Origin of the sequence: Paenibacillus sp. BSR1-1 (assembly GCF_030403775.1) — a bacterium.
Taxonomy (GTDB): domain Bacteria; phylum Bacillota; class Bacilli; order Bacillales; family Cytobacillaceae; genus Neobacillus.
Window position 1 is genome coordinate 120,672 of record NZ_JAQMWQ010000007.1, and the last position, 16,043, is coordinate 136,714.

Here is a 16,043-nt window from a genome sequence, read left to right on the forward strand (position 1 = left end):
TCTAATTAGGTTAGGAACATTCACATTTTTGAGCCGAGGTGACAACATGTATAAATTTTTAGAAATTCCTTTTAGAATTTTTCTTATGGTTTCAGGAATCCTCTTTGTGTTTGCTTTACCCTCGTTAGTCGGCATAAGGGATACACTCACGATTAACTTTCAACCCTTTTGGGAATATGTCGAAGCCAATTTTCAAAAGATAATCCAATTAGGCAGCACTAGTTTCATACGGTTATATGAACAAATGAATCTGGCCGAAAGCTATCTTTATTCGATGACGATTGTCTTCAGTTCTCTATTGGTGGTCGTCTTTGTTGGGTTGGCCGCGGCGATTTTGGTACAAATGGCTCCTAAAAGACTAGGAAACCTCTTTAAGAAAGGGATCAATTTTTTTGAAGCCGTTCCAGACCTGCTTATCCTTTTTCTTTTTCAGTTTTTCGTTATTACACTATATAAAACGACTGGGCTTAAGTTTTTACAGTTGTACGGTAACTTTGGTCATAAACCTTATGTAATACCGATCATTACCGTTTCCTTCCTCCCGACCCTGTTTTTAATCCAATTTTTCATAAAGGTTTTGGAAGAGGAAGGGTTACGGGATTATGTTCTATACGGAAAAGCCAAGGGGCTCAGCCAGTTTAGACTATTAATGGTTCATATGCTTCGTAACATTTTTCCGCTTTATATTATTCAGCTAAGAACGAGTATTTGGATCATTCTATCCACTATTTATCTTTTAGAATTTATGCTTAACATTCCCGGCTTTACGAAAAATTTTGTGATAGCTATTGGAACCGGAGAAATCTTAATGCTAGTTATTTGCCTGCTGCTGTTTACCCTGCCTCTGCTGTTAATTGAAGCAATTGGCTACTTGGTGTCGAGGTTTTATAAAGGGAAGGAGAGTGCTAGTTTATGAGGACATATAGAAAAACAACAATTGGCGCTGCCATCCTTATCCTTCTTTTTCTGGCAAGTTATTTCTATCCCCTTTACGGACCGGAGGACTTTAATAAGCAGACTATAATTATGGATGAAAAGTCTAAGGTGATTGGCAGGGCACCGTTTCCACCTTCTTTGGAACATATCATAGGAACGGACCGAAACGGAGCGGATATGCATCTTTTATTATTGTATGGTGCGAAATATACCCTGATCACCGCATTGGTGGTTGCCTTCTTAAGGGTTTTGTTCGGAGGATTAATGGGGGTATTTCTATCTCTTTATGCTCCATTATTAAAAAAATACTTTAAAGATTTCTTCATCATTTTTCGATACATACCCACTGTATTATTAGGAATTGTGGTCATGCTGCCGGTGCACGGGATGTTTGAAAAACCGGTTTCTTCTGTTATTGCTTATCAGATTTTGATGCTTGTGTTTTTGGGTTTTCCGTCGGCAACGATTTTTGCATCCGAACTGACAGATGAATTGACTAAGACATCCTTTATAAGGAGCTCGTACTTAATGGGGGCTAATAAGTTTCATATTATAAAAAGACATTTGATGCCCTATTTCAAATCGTATGGAGTCCTTTTTACCATCCAACAGCTATTAAGTACATTACAGTTGACGATGCATCTTGGGATATTCGGATATTTCCTTGGAGGCCAAACGGTTGGGGGAATTTTCGGGTATGATGACCCGCCAAAACCGGCCTCCCTTTCTAATGAGTGGGCTGGCTTAATTGGACAAAATCTTAATGACTTTATTCAAGCACCCTGGATCATTTTTGGCCCTATTTTTGGTTTTCTATTTGTTATCTTAATTGTGAATATGATGAAAAAAGAACTAGAAGAAAATTTGAATGGTGCTTTATTTATAAAAAAGAAAAAAGAAAAATCAGAGTCCACTATCTCTATTTCCAGCCAACCCTTGATGGAGCAGTTTGTTTTTGTTGAAAGTGATGAGTTATTAAAGGGAGCTGCTCATGCAGAAAAAGTAAGGCCTCAGAAAAAGTTTATTGGCAAGAAAGCTCTCGTAGTGGCATTAGCCGTGATGTTATTGGTGGTAATGGTTGTTTATAACCCCGGAAGAAGGACCTCAAATACGGAGTCAGCTGCTGAAAACAATGAGAAGAAACCTTCTCAACTGGTCTATAATAATGTGCCTAATGCTCAAACAGCTTCTGATCCAATGGAGCAAAGACCTCATGCCGTGGGGGAAGAGATTGAAATATCTGGCTCCACTCTGACTGTGAGAAAGGTGGAAAAATCGGAAGGGAATGCTACAGAGAAACCAAGAGCGGGAAGTGAGTTTATCATTGTAACAGTTCAACTAAAAAATACAGGAAAAGAACCGATGCGTTACGATCCTGCTTTATTCGATGTGCTCGATAATAAAGGAAATTCTTATCCACAGCCATTCATCATGATCGATATCGATACCACGCTTCCGTCTGGAGATTTAGCGGCAGGGGAAAGCATTACTGGTACGCTGGCTTTTGAAATGCCAAAAGATGTAAAGTTAAAACTCCGCTATTATCCTTTTCATGCTGTGGATGAATATGTGGTTAATCTCTAAAAATACAAATAGCCTTCATCATGTGATGAAGGCCAATTCGGCTTGGGAAAAGCCGCACACCATTTATGGCTTATAAATTAATACGTAATCACCCGGTCCAATAAGCGCCACTCCAAGGACGACAGCGATTAAAATAAAGTTATATTCAAAACCGCCTTCGGTCAGCCAAAAGCCATTCTTGCCATGGACGGTGAAGATGGCATCAATCATAACGATAATGATAAGGATTGCCCCTAGCCAGGTAAGCAGTCCCGCTGAAAACAGCAGTCCGCCAGCCAATTCGAATAATCCTGCTAAAACCGCCCATGTCTTGCCGCCTGTCTTGATTCCAATCGACCCTAAATATTCACCAAATTTGACTACCCCTGGACCGCCAAACCAGCCGAATAATTTCTGGCATCCATGCCCCACGAACGTCATTCCAACAGCCAATCGAATAATCAAGAGTCCTAAACTAACCATTTCTACCCCTTCTTTCAAAGACGATAGCCCTACATTATTATGCCGTATAGCCCCATTTAACTTACTACTTTTTACTGTTGATTTACCCGGGACCGTTTTATAAAGAATGATAGAACTAATGCTACAAATGCAATACCGGTTGCAACAATAAAGGCATCATTAATCCCTTCAATCGTAGCTTGCTGCATGGTTTGACCGTAAATTAAATAGGTGGAAAGCTCTTTTCCAGCTGCAGCCGGCAGATTCGTTAAAGCTGACAGACCTTGACCCAGCTGGGATAAGCTGCTGTCTATAAAAGAATTGGAACTTGAGATTGCATCCCCATACCCACTATAATGGAACCCTTGTCTTGTCGTCATAACTGTAACTAGGAAGGCGGTCCCAATACTTCCTGCTACCTGCCTGGCTGTATTGGAGGCAGCTGTCCCATGAGCTCCAAGATGGCGTGGTAACTGATTCAATCCTTCTGTCATGACGGTCATCATGATAAAAGACATTCCAAACATCCGCATCACGTATAAAAACAGAATATGGCCATAACTGGTTGTCATACTTAGACTGGTAAATCCCCATGTGGTAAGTACAGTAATCGCTAATCCAGTAACGGCTAGCCATCTTGCCCCGATTTTATCAAAAAGAGCTCCTGAGATAGGGGACATTATGCCCATCACGATGGCACCTGGAAGCATTAACAGACCTGATTGTAATGCTGTATACCCTCGAATGTTTTGCAAATAAATCGGAAGTAAGATCATGGCACCAAACATAGCCATGTTAACAATCATACTGATAACGGTTGTTAAGGCGAAAATATCATATTTAAATACCCGTAAATCAAGCATTGGCTTTTCTGCCGTCAGTTCGCGCCAAACAAAACAGATTAAAGAAATTATTCCTATGATTAAGGAGATAACTACTGTTTGGCTGGACCAGCCATCATTACCCGCTTCACTGAATCCGTATAACAAGAACCCAAAACCTAGGGTTGAAAATAAAAATCCTGGGAAATCAAATTTAGGATTGGTTACTTTCGTAACGTCCTTCATCCACATGAAGCTAAGAATTAAATCAAGTACACCGATTGGGATAACAATATCAAACAATAACCGCCATGAAAAATGGCCAATAAGCCAGCCGGATAATGTCGGACCAATCGCAGGAGCAAATATCATGACTATCCCCATAATCCCCATAGCCTTGCCGCGTTTTTCCGGAGGAAATAATGCAAAAAATACAGTCATTAACAGGGGCATAATAATACCTGCACCGCAAGCCTGAATGACCCTTCCAATCATGAGCATACTAAAGTTGGCTGACACTGAACAAACTACCGAACCCAATGTAAATAAGAAAATGGCGGTAATAAACAGTTTTCTTGTTCCAAACTTCTCTATTAAAAAGGCCGTTATAGGAATCGCAATTCCGTTTACTAACATATATCCTGTGGAGAGCCATTGTACGGTATTGGCTGAGATTCCCAAATCATTCATAATATGAGGAATCGCCACATTCAGCAGTGTTTGATTCAGAATGGCAACAAAAGCACCAAGCATTAAAGCCACAAGAATTTTTCCGTTTCCTGATTCTTTTTCAGCATCCGAAACAGATGGTTCTTTCTGCTTTTTCATGCTTTCTTTCGGCTGAGCATCCTCCTTTACAGATTCCAAATCTGCTTCCATTTCGTCAGAATCCTTCAGCACTTCCTGCGAGGTAATTTTTTCTGCCTTTATGTCCTTGTTTTCATTCAGTGGTAAAATTTGCTCAATCTCTTCAGCCTTTATCTCAGAATGAACAGCCTTCTCAATTACCTCTTCATTCATCTTTTCTTTTTGTGCTCTACGCGACTTCTTTTTATTAATGATAGTAAAATTTATTAAAAGCAGCAGCAAAAGGCCTAAGACAACATAAACAGTGATATAAATTAACATGTTATCACCTACTTATGAATCCGTACTGTTACGTTCATACCGGGAACGATCGCTACACCTTTATTATCATCAATAGAAACTTTTACCGGAATTACTTGAGTCACTTTGGTGTAGTTCCCTGTATTGTTCGAACTTGGTAACAGAGAAAATGTTCCAGCCGTCGCTAAACCGATTTGCTGTACTTTTCCTTTTAACGTGTTATTTGGAAAAGCATCCACATAGATATCGACATCTTGACCGATTGTCACTTCATCAATTTTGGTTTCTTCAATATTTGCTGTAACCCAAAGATTATTCAAATCATATTCTTTCGCTAATGGTGTTCCTGCTGCCACAAATGAATCTTGGACTCCACTACTTTGAACAATTGTTCCATCAGTTGGCATCGTCACGTTCATTTCTATCGGTTTTCCATTTTCATCGGTTGCTGTGATGGTCCCAACTTTAGAATCCTTTGAAAAATGATCCCCGAGATTGCCCTTCCAATCAGTCAATTTTCCATTGGCCGGAGCCGCAATCGTTACTTGTTGTCCTGCTATTTGGGCATTATCCGTCGATAAATAATTTACTGCTCCATTATAGTAGGCATATCCACCAACACCACCACCCACTAATATAAGCAGAATAATTATATTCAATAATAGCAATTTTTTAGTGCTCATTCATTTTTCCTCCCTAGATGGATGATTATTTTAAAAGGTCCGGTTTAGTGATCTGCCTTTGATTTCTTTGTCCGCCTGTCACACTCTCCCTTCTTTTGCCCATGTATAGGGCACAGCACTTTCAGGAATAAATTATAAAGAGAGAATCCTTAAGCGTCAATAAATAATATGACACATCGTCATATGGAATATTGACATATGAATATAGGTAAATTATCATGAATATAAATATTTTATGACACCTTATCATATGATAAAAGGAGTTAATAGATGCCTAAGCCAACCTTTTTTAATTTATCAACGGAAAAACAAAGATCATTAATAGATGCTGCTAAGAAGGAGTTTTCGAGGGTTCCTTTATATGAAGCGTCGATTTCAAATATAATCAAGGATGCCGGTATCCCTCGGGGAAGCTTTTATCAATATTTTGACGGTTTAGAAGATATATTCTACTTTTTACTGCATGAGCATTCCCAACGGAATTTCGAGCGGCTGATTTCCACCATGAAAATGAACAATGGAGATATCTTTGCAACCATAGTTGATTGGTTTAAAGGCATTCTCATAATGTTTGAGGAACCAGAAAATCGGCAATATTTTAAAAATGCCTTTTTAAATATGAATTATAAAGTCGAAAAAGCATTTACCCAGAATATGTATGAGGAAAAAAGAAAAAGCAGATTTTTTGAAATTATTACCAATATAAACCCCGGAAATTTAAACGTAACGAATGAGGAAGAAATTTACCACATCTTCAAAATGATGATGGCTGTGTCGTTTCAAAATCTGATCCATGCTTTTGCAAAGGAGCTGCAGATTAATGATGTTATGAAAACCTTTTTGTTGGAGATTGAATTACTTAAAAAAGGATTTTATAAGGAACCAAAATAAACTTGAGATAAATGAACAAATCTTAGTGTTTAGGATGGTGAGTGATGCAAGCTTATGAGATAATGATCACCCCCGTGATTAAAGTAAAGGAAACAAACACAGTTCGTTATGTAATCGAAAAATTCATTGAAAAACGTATCAGTGGACTACCAATAGTCAACGAAAGAAATGAAATGGTTGGCTATATTAGTGATGGGGATATCATGCGGTATATCGGTAAACATCAGTATCGATTCATTAATTCCCTCCAATTCGTTTCCGTTATCCATGATGATCAAGAAGATTTTGAGCAAAAAATCCGAAAGCTGCTAGAATTAAATGTAATGAGCATTGCCAAAAGAAAGGTTTATAAAGTGTCCTGGGATGAAGACATAGAAACCATCGCTTCCATTTTAGGAAACAAACAAATAAAAAAACTACCTGTTGAGCGAAACGGAGTATTAGTTGGAATCATTAGCCGAGGCGATGTCATTAGGCATTCCTTTAGAACAGTGCTTTAACTTCTCAAATAGGAAAGGCTGCAGATCAATCTGCAGCCCTTTTTTTATGCGTTGAAATCTCTTTTGTGCCTTTAATTTTCAAATTTATCATTTATTGATTGAAATATAAAATTTTAGCAGGCACAAAAACCGACAATATTCGATCAAGACATTTAGTACAATTGTAGTATAATTTACTATCTTTTCTAAATATTAGGTAATATATGATGCATCATTAGTTCAAAGCTTTTAGATGTTAATAGCTGGATGATCAGATATGGGGGGAATCTTTATGGAGAGCACGGTAAATATTCAAGAAATTGAGAAACAACGCGTAAATCCAGCTAAGTGGTATGCTAATTGGAAGTTTATCACAGCAAGTATCATCTTTATTATCGCACTCATCATTGCGGCAGGCAGCTACTATCAGGCAAACCACTTCAATTCAGAAATCAAAATTAATGACATCAATGTCGGTGGAATGACGGCAGAGCAGGCACTAAAAAAATTAAAAACAACCGTATTAAAAAATGTAGTATTTGTTGGAAATCAACAGATTTTAGATGGAACAGATACAAAGATGGGATTTGCGGAAAAGGATCTTCCCGATGTCAAAAAATTATTAAAGAGCCAGTGGACGTTTTTTCCTTCTTCAAAAACTAAAACTTATTCATTAATTCCCCGCAGTCAGGATCAGTTTCGAAACCAGACATTGAAAAAACAGGTGGAAGAAAAGCTGATAGCCATGAATAAGGCTTTAAAAGCGCCACAGGATGCGGTGGTTCGTTTGGACCAAGGCAAAATTGTTGTCGCTAACAGCATTAGCGGAGAGCAATATGATGTCACTAGTCTTTTAAAGGACTACGAAAAGCACGAATATATTAGTGAAATTCGTCTCAATCCAGTATACATACAGCCAATTAAAGAAGACAGCGAGTTTATCAAGAATCAACAGAAAAGGCTGGAAGAATTCCTTGCTCAGACCGTCGATTATAAAGTGCAGGATAAAGTTTTTACGTTAAAGACGGGCGACTTAATTAAAAATGCTTCTATTTCAAAAGATTTGCAGATTAAGATTAATGATGCGGGTGTTATAAAGGATAAGATCGCTGAAATTAACAATTCCCAATCCACCTTAAATAAGAATTTCTCATTTAAAACTCATTCAGGTTCGGTGATATCGGTTAAAGGTAAAGGCTATGGCTGGGCCATAGATGTTGAAAAAGAAGTACCACGTATTATGGAAGCTTTAGAAAAGGGAGAGAAATCGGTTGCCGCCGCTAATATTTACGGAAATGGCTGGAAAGGTGAAGGCTACGGATATGAAGCGATTACGAACAATGGTATCGGTGGTTCGTATGCAGAGGTCTCCATTGCAGAGCAGCGAATTTGGATTTACAAAAACGGAAAATTAGTCGTCACAACGAATGTCGTTACTGGCACACATAGTACCCATCATGATACATCACCAGGAGTGTGGTATATTCTCTATAAGCAGACACCTGCCGTGCTAACCGGCAGAGAAAATGGAAAAATCACTTATCAGGTAGATGTTAATTATTGGGCTCCTTTTACAAATGATGGCCAAGGATTCCATGATGCCAGCTGGCGAGGCAATTGGGGAAGTAAAGCCTATCTTGCGGCAGGATCGCACGGCTGTGTCAACACTCCGCCAAGCATAATGAAAACCGTGTATGATAATCTCAGCACCTATGAGCCTGTTGTTGTTTATTAGGATATGGGAGGCCGTCCCATAAATAAAAATATTGACTTTGGGAAACAACCCAAAGTCTTTTTTTATACAATTAAAAACAGTGCCTGTTCCGTCCCGAATAATGTCGAAGAATTCGATAGAATGCGGATGGTGACAGGCACTTTTACTATGAAAATTATTTTTTTTGTAAAATTTAGAAAAACACTATATCCAATATGTGATAAAAAAGTTATAATTTACCTGTTTGTAATACTTTAGCACTAGGGAGGTACTTTATGACTTGGTTTACTAAATGGGCGTTACGGAACAAAGCCGCATTAGCTTTTTCTGTAATTGCCTCCATGATTTTCGGTATTTTCAGTTACACTACTATTCCAATGGAGTTAATGCCCTCGGCTGATCAGCCATACGTTACCATTTCAGTCGTTGGAAACGGCATCGATGCTGTAAGCATGGATGAACAGGTAACACAGCCAATTGAAAAAGCAATAAACGGCGTTAAAGGAAAACAAAATGTAGTAGCCCAAACAGGGAATAATTTTACCCAATTGACGGTCACCTTTGAATCCAGCATCGATGTAAAAGAAGCAAAACAGCAAATACAAGAAAGAATTTCGATGGTCAATCTCCCTAATGGGGTCATGAAACCATACGTAGTCAACCTCAACACATCTGAAATTCCAATAGTGGAATTAGGTCTTACCTTTGATAAGGAGATTGGCAATAATGAACTAAATATCGTAGAAAACGAGATTATGCCGATGTTCCAAGACCTAAAAGGTGTCGGCAATGTTATCGTTAACGGCGGAAAAAATCAACAAGTAATAATCAAAGTCGATCCCGCCAAATTAGCGGCGGCACAATTCCCGCTAGAAAAACTTTACACTCTGCTTCAAGGAAAAAATGCCTCTGTTGCGATGGGCGAACAAACGCTAAACAACGAAGCAACAAACATTATCGTAACAGGAAAATTAGAATCACTTGATGAGCTCAAGAACATCCAGCTAAACAGTAACACCAAACTGCAAGATGTTGCCGAGATTTCCATGCAAAAAGATACGGAAAGCATCACCCATTTGAACGGGAAGCAATTTATCGATGTCGTCATACAGAAGGATTCCACTTCCAATGCTGTAACCCTTGGAAAACAGGTAGAAGAAACGGTTAAAAAAATAAATAACGACTACAAAGGAACACTGCAAGCAACGATTGTGATGAACTTAGCGGATACCGTTCTTGATTCCATTAATTCGATGACAAGGGAAGTATTGACCGGAGCACTATTTGCTACGCTCATAATCTGGTTATTCCTTCGCAGTTTTAGAATGACCCTAATCACGATTGTCAGCATTCCACTTTCACTTTGCATAACGATGATTCTACTTTCCTTCTTTGGCGTTACTTTAAACATCCTCACACTCGGAGGAATTGCGGTATCAGTCGGTCGTCTAGTGGATGACAGCATCGTTGTAGTAGAAAATATTTACCGAAGAAGGAACAATAATGAACTTACCCCTGCCTTTCTGGTAGAGGCGGTAAAAGAAGTCGGAGCAGCGATTACATCATCCACTCTCACAACGGTGGCAGTATTCCTTCCAATGCTGATTGTTTCTGGAGGTTTACGAGATATTGTTGCCCCGTTTGCCATTACAATCACTTGTTCATTACTGTCTTCACTGCTTGTATCACTGACAGTGGTACCAGCACTCAGCGCCCGTATGATGGCAAAGGTAAAGGTGAAAGAACACAAGCAGAATTCCTTCTACCCATCACTGTTGAAATGGTCGCTTAACCATAAATGGCTGCCAATTACCATCGCAGTGCTTGTTGTGGCCGGGTCTGTCGGGTTATTTGTGAGCATGCCTAAAGGGTCTGTCGACCAAAAGGATTCCGCCTACATAGCAATCAGTCTTCGCTATCAAAACGGAACTCCATTTAGCGAAATGCAAGAAGGTGTTGCGAAAATGGAAAGCATTCTTTCAGAAAAAGAGGGAGTAAAAACCCATATCACAATAGCAGGAGTTAATGAGGATGCTGCACAATACGGTAATCTGCAAGCTGCTAATGAAGTTCGAATTATGGTTTTTCCTGAAGAGGGGACCGATTCAGCCAAATTCGTGAAAGACATCCGAAAGACAAAAGATCAGTTTCCACGTGCGGAGCTGACTGCTGACACAGCTGGATTGATGGGAACCAATAAAACGACTGTTTCCGTTGACGTCATTGGAAAAAATGATGATGACATTAAAAAAGCGGCGGATATTGTAAAGGAAAAAATAGGAAACATTGATGGTGTGGAAAAAGTAGAAAGCAATGATCAAAATACAAAGCCAACCATTACCATTCAGGTGGATTCAAAAGTTGCAAATGCGCAGGAAATCTCCCAGGCGATTAATGCGATGATTCAGCCTGCTGTAATCGGAAACATCAAAATGGATGGAAGAACCACTGCCGTAAAATTGGGGGCACTAAAAGAGATTCAAACGGCGGACGATTTAAAAAATCTACAGCTTATAACGCCAAATGGGCCTGTTGCTTTATCAAGCATAGCGAAGGTTGAAGAAAGCAAACAACAAGGTACCATCTTTACCAAGGACGGACATCATTATCTACAAGTCACCGCTCAAGTTATCCCAGACAAAATGGTGGACGTGGCCGGCAAAATTCAGAAGCAGCTTGTAACTTGGAGCAACGATAATACGTTTGCAAAAGGAACAAGCGCAGAACTTACTGGTTCTTCCATGCAGTCATCCGATCAATTAGGTGAACTCGCTAAACTTGCCATGTTCTCAATTGGAATCGTGTTTATGATTCTGCTTGTTACCTTAAAGTCTTTCCGGGCCAGCATTGCCATCTTGATCTCGTTGCCGCTTGCTGCCATCGGTTCGCTTTTAGGACTGGTGATTACTCACTCCAGCATCAATATTTCTTCTGGAATCGGAATGCTGATGCTCGTTGGGATTGTGGTAACAAATGCCATCGTGCTGGTTGACAGAATCCGTCAAAATGAAGAAAGAATGGGTATTCGCGAAGCGATTTTGGAAGCAGGAACGGTACGTTTACGGCCGATTCTAATGACTGCACTTGCAACTGTATTTGCCATGCTGCCGCTTTTGTTTGCGCATGAATCGGCTATGAGCCTAAATCTTGTTTCAAAGGGACTTGCTGTTGTTGTTATCTTCGGATTGATCGTGTCGACTCTTTTGACGCTGATTGTAATTCCGACATTCTATGAATTATTCCATTTCCGGAAAGCCAAAAAACAAAGACTGCAAGCTAACCAAGTAACAGGTACATTAGATCAATAATACCCAATTTAGAATAGGTTCAATTTTTTGTAACCGAAGAAGCACCTCACTTACTACAAGGAAGGTGCTTCTTTCGTTAAATCTTAACTTTTTCCAATAAAAGTTAAAAGTTAATTCATACCCGAATTCGAAATATCAGCCTCAATCCTGCTCATGAACTCTTCTGCTGCGCTGTAGCCTTGCTGCTTCAAATACCAGTTATTTGCAGCTGCCTCAATTAGTCCTGCGACATCACGTCCAGGCTGAAGTTGGATTTCAAGGGAAGGAATTTTAACACCCATATAGTCGGTATAGTGAAATTCCTGTTCCAAATCATTATATAAGGCATCTTTTTCCCACTTCTTCAAATGAATATCAAGAGCAATTCGTGTTTCATCTTGAAAAGCCTTGCGGCCGTACAAGCGAACCACATTCAGCAATCCAATACTTCTTAGTGCCAAGAATTCCTTGTTTTTTCCATCATGAGTCCCTAGAATGGTTTGCGGGCTCAGCTTCTTTAGGACAACCATATCATCCGCTATCAGGCGGTGTCCTCGGCGAATTAATGTGTGCGCGGTCTCGCTCTTCCCTACCCCCGAATTGCCGCGAATGAGAATTCCTATACCGGATACATTCATACAAACTCCATGCTCCGATATTTCCGGTGCCAATTCCTTTATCAAATAGGCATCCAATTTAATGATAAACTCTGAAGTGGTCTCAGGCTGATTAGTTAGTAACAGGGGAATCCCCTGTTCATTACAATGATGCTTTAAATAGGTAAGCCCTTCTTCACCTGCCGTAACGATAAAACATGGCGGTTGATATTGAACAATATTTCCGATTCGAAATTTACGTTCCTCATGACTTAATTTATGTAAATAGGTAATTTCCTTTTTTCCTAGAATTTGAACTCGTTCGGTTGGAAAAAAATCAAAATGACCGACAAATTCCAGTCCTGGACGGTGCACTCGTGATTGCGTAATCATTTTCTGCAGTTGATTTTCACCGGCCACTACCTTCAATGAAAACTTTTGAATCAGGTTTTCAACGGTTATTTTCTTCACCCAATCCCCTCCATCCTATCAACTTTTTATAATGCATTATACTTAAATTTATTGGAATCGTAAAACAGATTGACAGTTTCTTCTGGTTTTGCAGCAGTAAAGCCGTTACCTTGCATCAACTTGGAAGATATTGTACAATATTAAATATAAGAAGATTCAGACTTTTTTCACTTTGGAGAGGATGTGCTCAAAATGCTTACATTTGGATCAATTATGAAGCAAAATGCGGACAAGTACAGCGATAAACCTGCAGTTATTTTTAAAGATAAACAACGGACATACGGTGAGTTAAATAAACGTGCGAACCAAATTGCAAGCGCTTTCTTATCTCTTGGCTATAAGAAGGGCGATAAAGTTTCCGTTATGATGAAAAACCACTCCGCCTATATTGAAATTATCCTCGGATTATCCAAGATTGGAGTCATCATTGTCCCGATCAATTTCCGATTAATAGGTTCTGAGATTGAATATATCGTATTAAATTCTGAGAGCCGTGGATTCATTACAACGGCTGAATATGCTGGAGAAATAGAAAAGCTGCTTCCTAACTTGCCTCAATTGGATACCGTTGTGGTGGTCGATGGCGCTACCTCTGCCAGTTTAATAGAATATGAATCTTTTGTAGCCAGAGGCTCCGCTGATGAACCAGACATCCAAGTAGATGAAACGGACACCCTATATCTCGGTTATACATCCGGTACGACTGGTAAACCGAAGGGCGTAGTAATTTCTCATCGTTCCCGCATGCTCACCGGGATGACAGCGGCATATGAATATAAAATTGATGAATCCGATGTCCATATCGTGGCTGGCCCGATTTATCATGCTGCACCTTGGATTTTCTTGATGACGCAGTTAATTGTCGGCGGGACCCTTGTCATTGAGGAATCCTTCAGCCCTGAGCAATTCCTTATGGATGTCGAAAAGCACAAAGCTACAAATACATTTATGGCACCTACAATGATTAACTTCCTAGTGAATCTTAACAACGAAACGAAATCCAAGTATGATTCAAGTTCGATGAGGGTGTTAATTTCTGCAGGTTCCCCTCTCCCGACTCAAACAAAATTGGATGTATTCGAATTTTTTAACGATGTAGATTTACATGAATTCTATGGATCAACAGAGAGCGCTATTACGCTTAACATTAAACCGAAGGACATCCGCAGGAAAGATCGGTGTGTTGGCCAGACTTTCCCGCTGGTTGAATGCTTAATATTAGATGAAAATAAGAATCCAGTTGCAAATGGCGGGGTCGGTGAGTTATATATAAAAGCTCCTTACCTCTTGGATGAATACTATAATAATCCGGAAGCAAATGAAGCCTCTTTCTGGAACGGCTATTTTACCGTTGGAGATATGGCATTAAGGGATGAGGAAGGTTACTATTACATCGTTGACCGTAAAAAGGATATGCTCATAAGCGGCGGGGTGAATATTTATCCGAGGGAAATCGAAGAAGTTCTTTATTCCCATCACGGTATCCTTGATGTAGCTGTAATCGGCGTTCCCGATCCCGTTTGGGGAGAATCCGTTAAAGCCATTGTGGTTCCGCGGGAAGGCGTGGTTTTAACCGAACAGGACGTTATCGATTTCTGCGATGGAAGATTGGCAAGCTACAAAAAGCCGAAGTCCGTCGACTTTCTGAACGAGCTTCCGCGCAATCCTTCTGGAAAAATACTAAAGGTAGAATTACGTTCTAAATTTTGGGCACAGCAGCAAATAAAAATATAAATATCTTCATAATCTTAAAGACTTTGGGAACTAGCCCAAAGTCTTTATTTTGTAAAATTCAAGTGGTAGTTAATTTAGCATAGATGACAAAAAACAGAGTTAATTCCCCTATTACCACAATATATGGTACTACTACAATTAGATTAATAGCAAAAAAGACGGCTAAAATCCCTAAAAATAACCCTAAATGATAAATTTTCAATCTGTGGTGCACATGTCTATATTGGTGGAAAACAAAAGTAGTTGACAGGAAATAGAGCAATACAGAAGAAAAGACGAAATACAGGATATATGAATAATGGATTTCATTTAAAAACATTAGCCTGATGGATGCTGCAATCATGCTCAAAGACATTAAAATAAACAGGTGACCGTAAATAATGGTTTGGCCGATCGTTTGGAGCGACTTGTCTACTTTCTTCTCCACATTATCGAAATACTGCCACCACATCGATATGATTAGGATAAATGAAATGGCCGAAAAGCCTATTGAATTCCAATTTCCTTGTTTAGGCTGAATTACCGCAAGGGTGCTGACAAGAGCTTCACCAAAGAGAATAATGGTAAATAGACCAAATCGCTCTAATAAGTGTGCTGTATTTGTGGGCACCTTTACTAAATACTTTCGTCCGGCAATTGGAACCATAATATCGATAATAATACCGGCATATAGCACAGCATAACGAGGCCAAGAATCAAAAAGGACGGAGCATAATGAAAGAATGATTCCAATCCAAAAATACCTTCCCAAATATCGTGCTGCTTTTTTTCGAAATCCCTCTTCTTTACGCTGGACAACAAGATATTGGATTGCTGTCACTGCTCTTAAGCCAATATAACCAATTAAAAAAGAAAGATAATATTGATCAAAATCGACTGATAAGCTTGATGTCATAATTAGAACAAAAAACATTTGTACTATTAAAAATAGTCGTTGATGAAATAAATCCTCCCCAAACCGGTTTACAAACAGGGTCTGCCCTACCCAAGCCCACCAGATAGGAATAAAAATTAACACAAACTTAAATAAATACTCTGAATGGATATATCCATCTTCAACATGAAGTAAAACATGGGTTGCAGACGCAACCGCCGCCACAAATAACAAATCATAAAAAAGCTCTAACCATGTAACTTTCTTTTCTATCATTCTGTACTCCTTCCTATCCCCTAATAAATTATTATATGATTTTTCTATTCCATCCATTTCGTATTTCCATCACTCCAATTTTTTACAACTAATTATAAAGATAAATATTTTGTTCCGGGAATTCAAGTCTGGCTTATTGTTTCGATTCC

12 protein-coding genes are annotated in these 16,043 nt (G+C 39.2%); 7 read left to right on the forward strand and 5 right to left on the reverse strand.

Annotated features, from left to right (window positions below; genetic code table 11):
- The first annotated feature begins 46 nt into the window (after window positions 1-46).
- Window positions 47-916: an ABC transporter permease subunit gene (locus PH210_RS13430; protein ID WP_289986060.1), complete on the forward strand. Its 870-nt coding sequence runs from the start codon at window positions 47-49 to the stop codon at window positions 914-916.
- Window positions 913-2,520 carry a DUF4352 domain-containing protein gene (locus PH210_RS13435; protein ID WP_289986062.1) on the forward strand — a complete coding sequence of 536 codons (1,608 nt, stop codon included), beginning with the start codon at window positions 913-915 and terminating at the stop codon, window positions 2,518-2,520. The genes PH210_RS13430 and PH210_RS13435 overlap by 4 nt, the downstream gene beginning before the upstream one ends.
- A gap of 63 nt (window positions 2,521-2,583) precedes the next feature.
- Here PH210_RS13435 and PH210_RS13440 read toward each other — a convergent pair whose 3' ends face one another.
- From PH210_RS13440 to PH210_RS13450, 3 genes are all read right to left on the reverse strand, one after another.
- A complete protein-coding gene (locus tag PH210_RS13440) occupies window positions 2,584-2,982 on the reverse strand; it encodes a DoxX family protein (RefSeq protein ID WP_289986064.1) in 399 nt (132 codons plus the stop codon).
- A 71-nt stretch (window positions 2,983-3,053) separates the two neighbouring features.
- Complete coding sequence (locus PH210_RS13445) at window positions 3,054-4,910, reverse strand: DHA2 family efflux MFS transporter permease subunit (RefSeq protein ID WP_289986066.1); 1,857 nt, start codon at window positions 4,908-4,910, stop codon at window positions 3,054-3,056.
- Window positions 4,911-4,918: 8 nt separating this feature from the next.
- Window positions 4,919-5,572, reverse strand: coding sequence for an HlyD family secretion protein (locus tag PH210_RS13450; RefSeq protein WP_289986067.1), 654 nt, complete (start codon window positions 5,570-5,572; stop codon window positions 4,919-4,921).
- A 270-nt stretch (window positions 5,573-5,842) separates the two neighbouring features.
- Here PH210_RS13450 and PH210_RS13455 point away from each other — a divergent pair, with 270 nt between their 5' ends.
- The 4 genes from PH210_RS13455 to PH210_RS13470 all read left to right on the forward strand — a co-directional run bounded on the left by PH210_RS13455 (window position 5,843) and on the right by PH210_RS13470 (window position 11,964).
- Window positions 5,843-6,463, forward strand: a complete 621-nt coding sequence (locus PH210_RS13455; RefSeq protein ID WP_289986069.1) for a TetR/AcrR family transcriptional regulator — start codon at window positions 5,843-5,845, stop codon at window positions 6,461-6,463.
- A gap of 44 nt (window positions 6,464-6,507) precedes the next feature.
- Window positions 6,508-6,963, forward strand: a complete 456-nt coding sequence (locus PH210_RS13460; RefSeq protein ID WP_289986071.1) for a CBS domain-containing protein — start codon at window positions 6,508-6,510, stop codon at window positions 6,961-6,963.
- A gap of 271 nt (window positions 6,964-7,234) precedes the next feature.
- Entirely contained in the window at window positions 7,235-8,677 is a 1,443-nt protein-coding gene (locus PH210_RS13465) for a L,D-transpeptidase family protein (protein ID WP_289986074.1), read from the forward strand.
- A gap of 254 nt (window positions 8,678-8,931) precedes the next feature.
- Window positions 8,932-11,964 (forward strand): efflux RND transporter permease subunit, encoded by a 3,033-nt coding sequence (locus PH210_RS13470; protein WP_289986076.1) that lies wholly within the window; start codon window positions 8,932-8,934, stop codon window positions 11,962-11,964.
- A gap of 110 nt (window positions 11,965-12,074) precedes the next feature.
- On the opposite strand, the gene hprK is transcribed toward PH210_RS13470, so the two are convergent.
- Window positions 12,075-13,010 (reverse strand): HPr(Ser) kinase/phosphatase, encoded by a 936-nt coding sequence (hprK, locus tag PH210_RS13475; protein ID WP_289986077.1) that lies wholly within the window; start codon window positions 13,008-13,010, stop codon window positions 12,075-12,077.
- A 192-nt stretch (window positions 13,011-13,202) separates the two neighbouring features.
- On the opposite strand from hprK, the gene PH210_RS13480 reads away from it, so the two are divergent.
- Window positions 13,203-14,744 (forward strand): class I adenylate-forming enzyme family protein, encoded by a 1,542-nt coding sequence (locus PH210_RS13480; RefSeq protein ID WP_289986082.1) that lies wholly within the window; start codon window positions 13,203-13,205, stop codon window positions 14,742-14,744.
- Window positions 14,745-14,802: 58 nt separating this feature from the next.
- Here PH210_RS13480 and PH210_RS13485 read toward each other — a convergent pair whose 3' ends face one another.
- Entirely contained in the window at window positions 14,803-15,894 is a 1,092-nt protein-coding gene (locus tag PH210_RS13485) for a low temperature requirement protein A (RefSeq protein WP_289986084.1), read from the reverse strand.
- Window positions 15,895-16,043: the final 149 nt, after the last annotated feature.

Bases quoted from the DNA above. Each gene is read 5' to 3' on its own strand.
- PH210_RS13485 (WP_289986084.1), bottom strand. From the start codon at position 15,894: ATGATAGAAAAGAAAGTTACATGGTTAGAGCTTTTTTATGATTTGTTA.
- PH210_RS13480 (WP_289986082.1), top strand. From the start codon at position 13,203: ATGCTTACATTTGGATCAATTATGAAGCAAAATGCGGACAAGTACAGC.
- PH210_RS13435 (WP_289986062.1), top strand. From the start codon at position 913: ATGAGGACATATAGAAAAACAACAATTGGCGCTGCCATCCTTATCCTT.
- PH210_RS13470 (WP_289986076.1), top strand. From the start codon at position 8,932: ATGACTTGGTTTACTAAATGGGCGTTACGGAACAAAGCCGCATTAGCT.
- PH210_RS13460 (WP_289986071.1), top strand. From the start codon at position 6,508: ATGCAAGCTTATGAGATAATGATCACCCCCGTGATTAAAGTAAAGGAA.
- PH210_RS13445 (WP_289986066.1), bottom strand. From the start codon at position 4,910: ATGTTAATTTATATCACTGTTTATGTTGTCTTAGGCCTTTTGCTGCTG.
- PH210_RS13455 (WP_289986069.1), top strand. From the start codon at position 5,843: ATGCCTAAGCCAACCTTTTTTAATTTATCAACGGAAAAACAAAGATCA.
- PH210_RS13440 (WP_289986064.1), bottom strand. From the start codon at position 2,982: ATGGTTAGTTTAGGACTCTTGATTATTCGATTGGCTGTTGGAATGACG.
- PH210_RS13465 (WP_289986074.1), top strand. From the start codon at position 7,235: ATGGAGAGCACGGTAAATATTCAAGAAATTGAGAAACAACGCGTAAAT.
- PH210_RS13450 (WP_289986067.1), bottom strand. From the start codon at position 5,572: ATGAGCACTAAAAAATTGCTATTATTGAATATAATTATTCTGCTTATA.
- PH210_RS13430 (WP_289986060.1), top strand. From the start codon at position 47: ATGTATAAATTTTTAGAAATTCCTTTTAGAATTTTTCTTATGGTTTCA.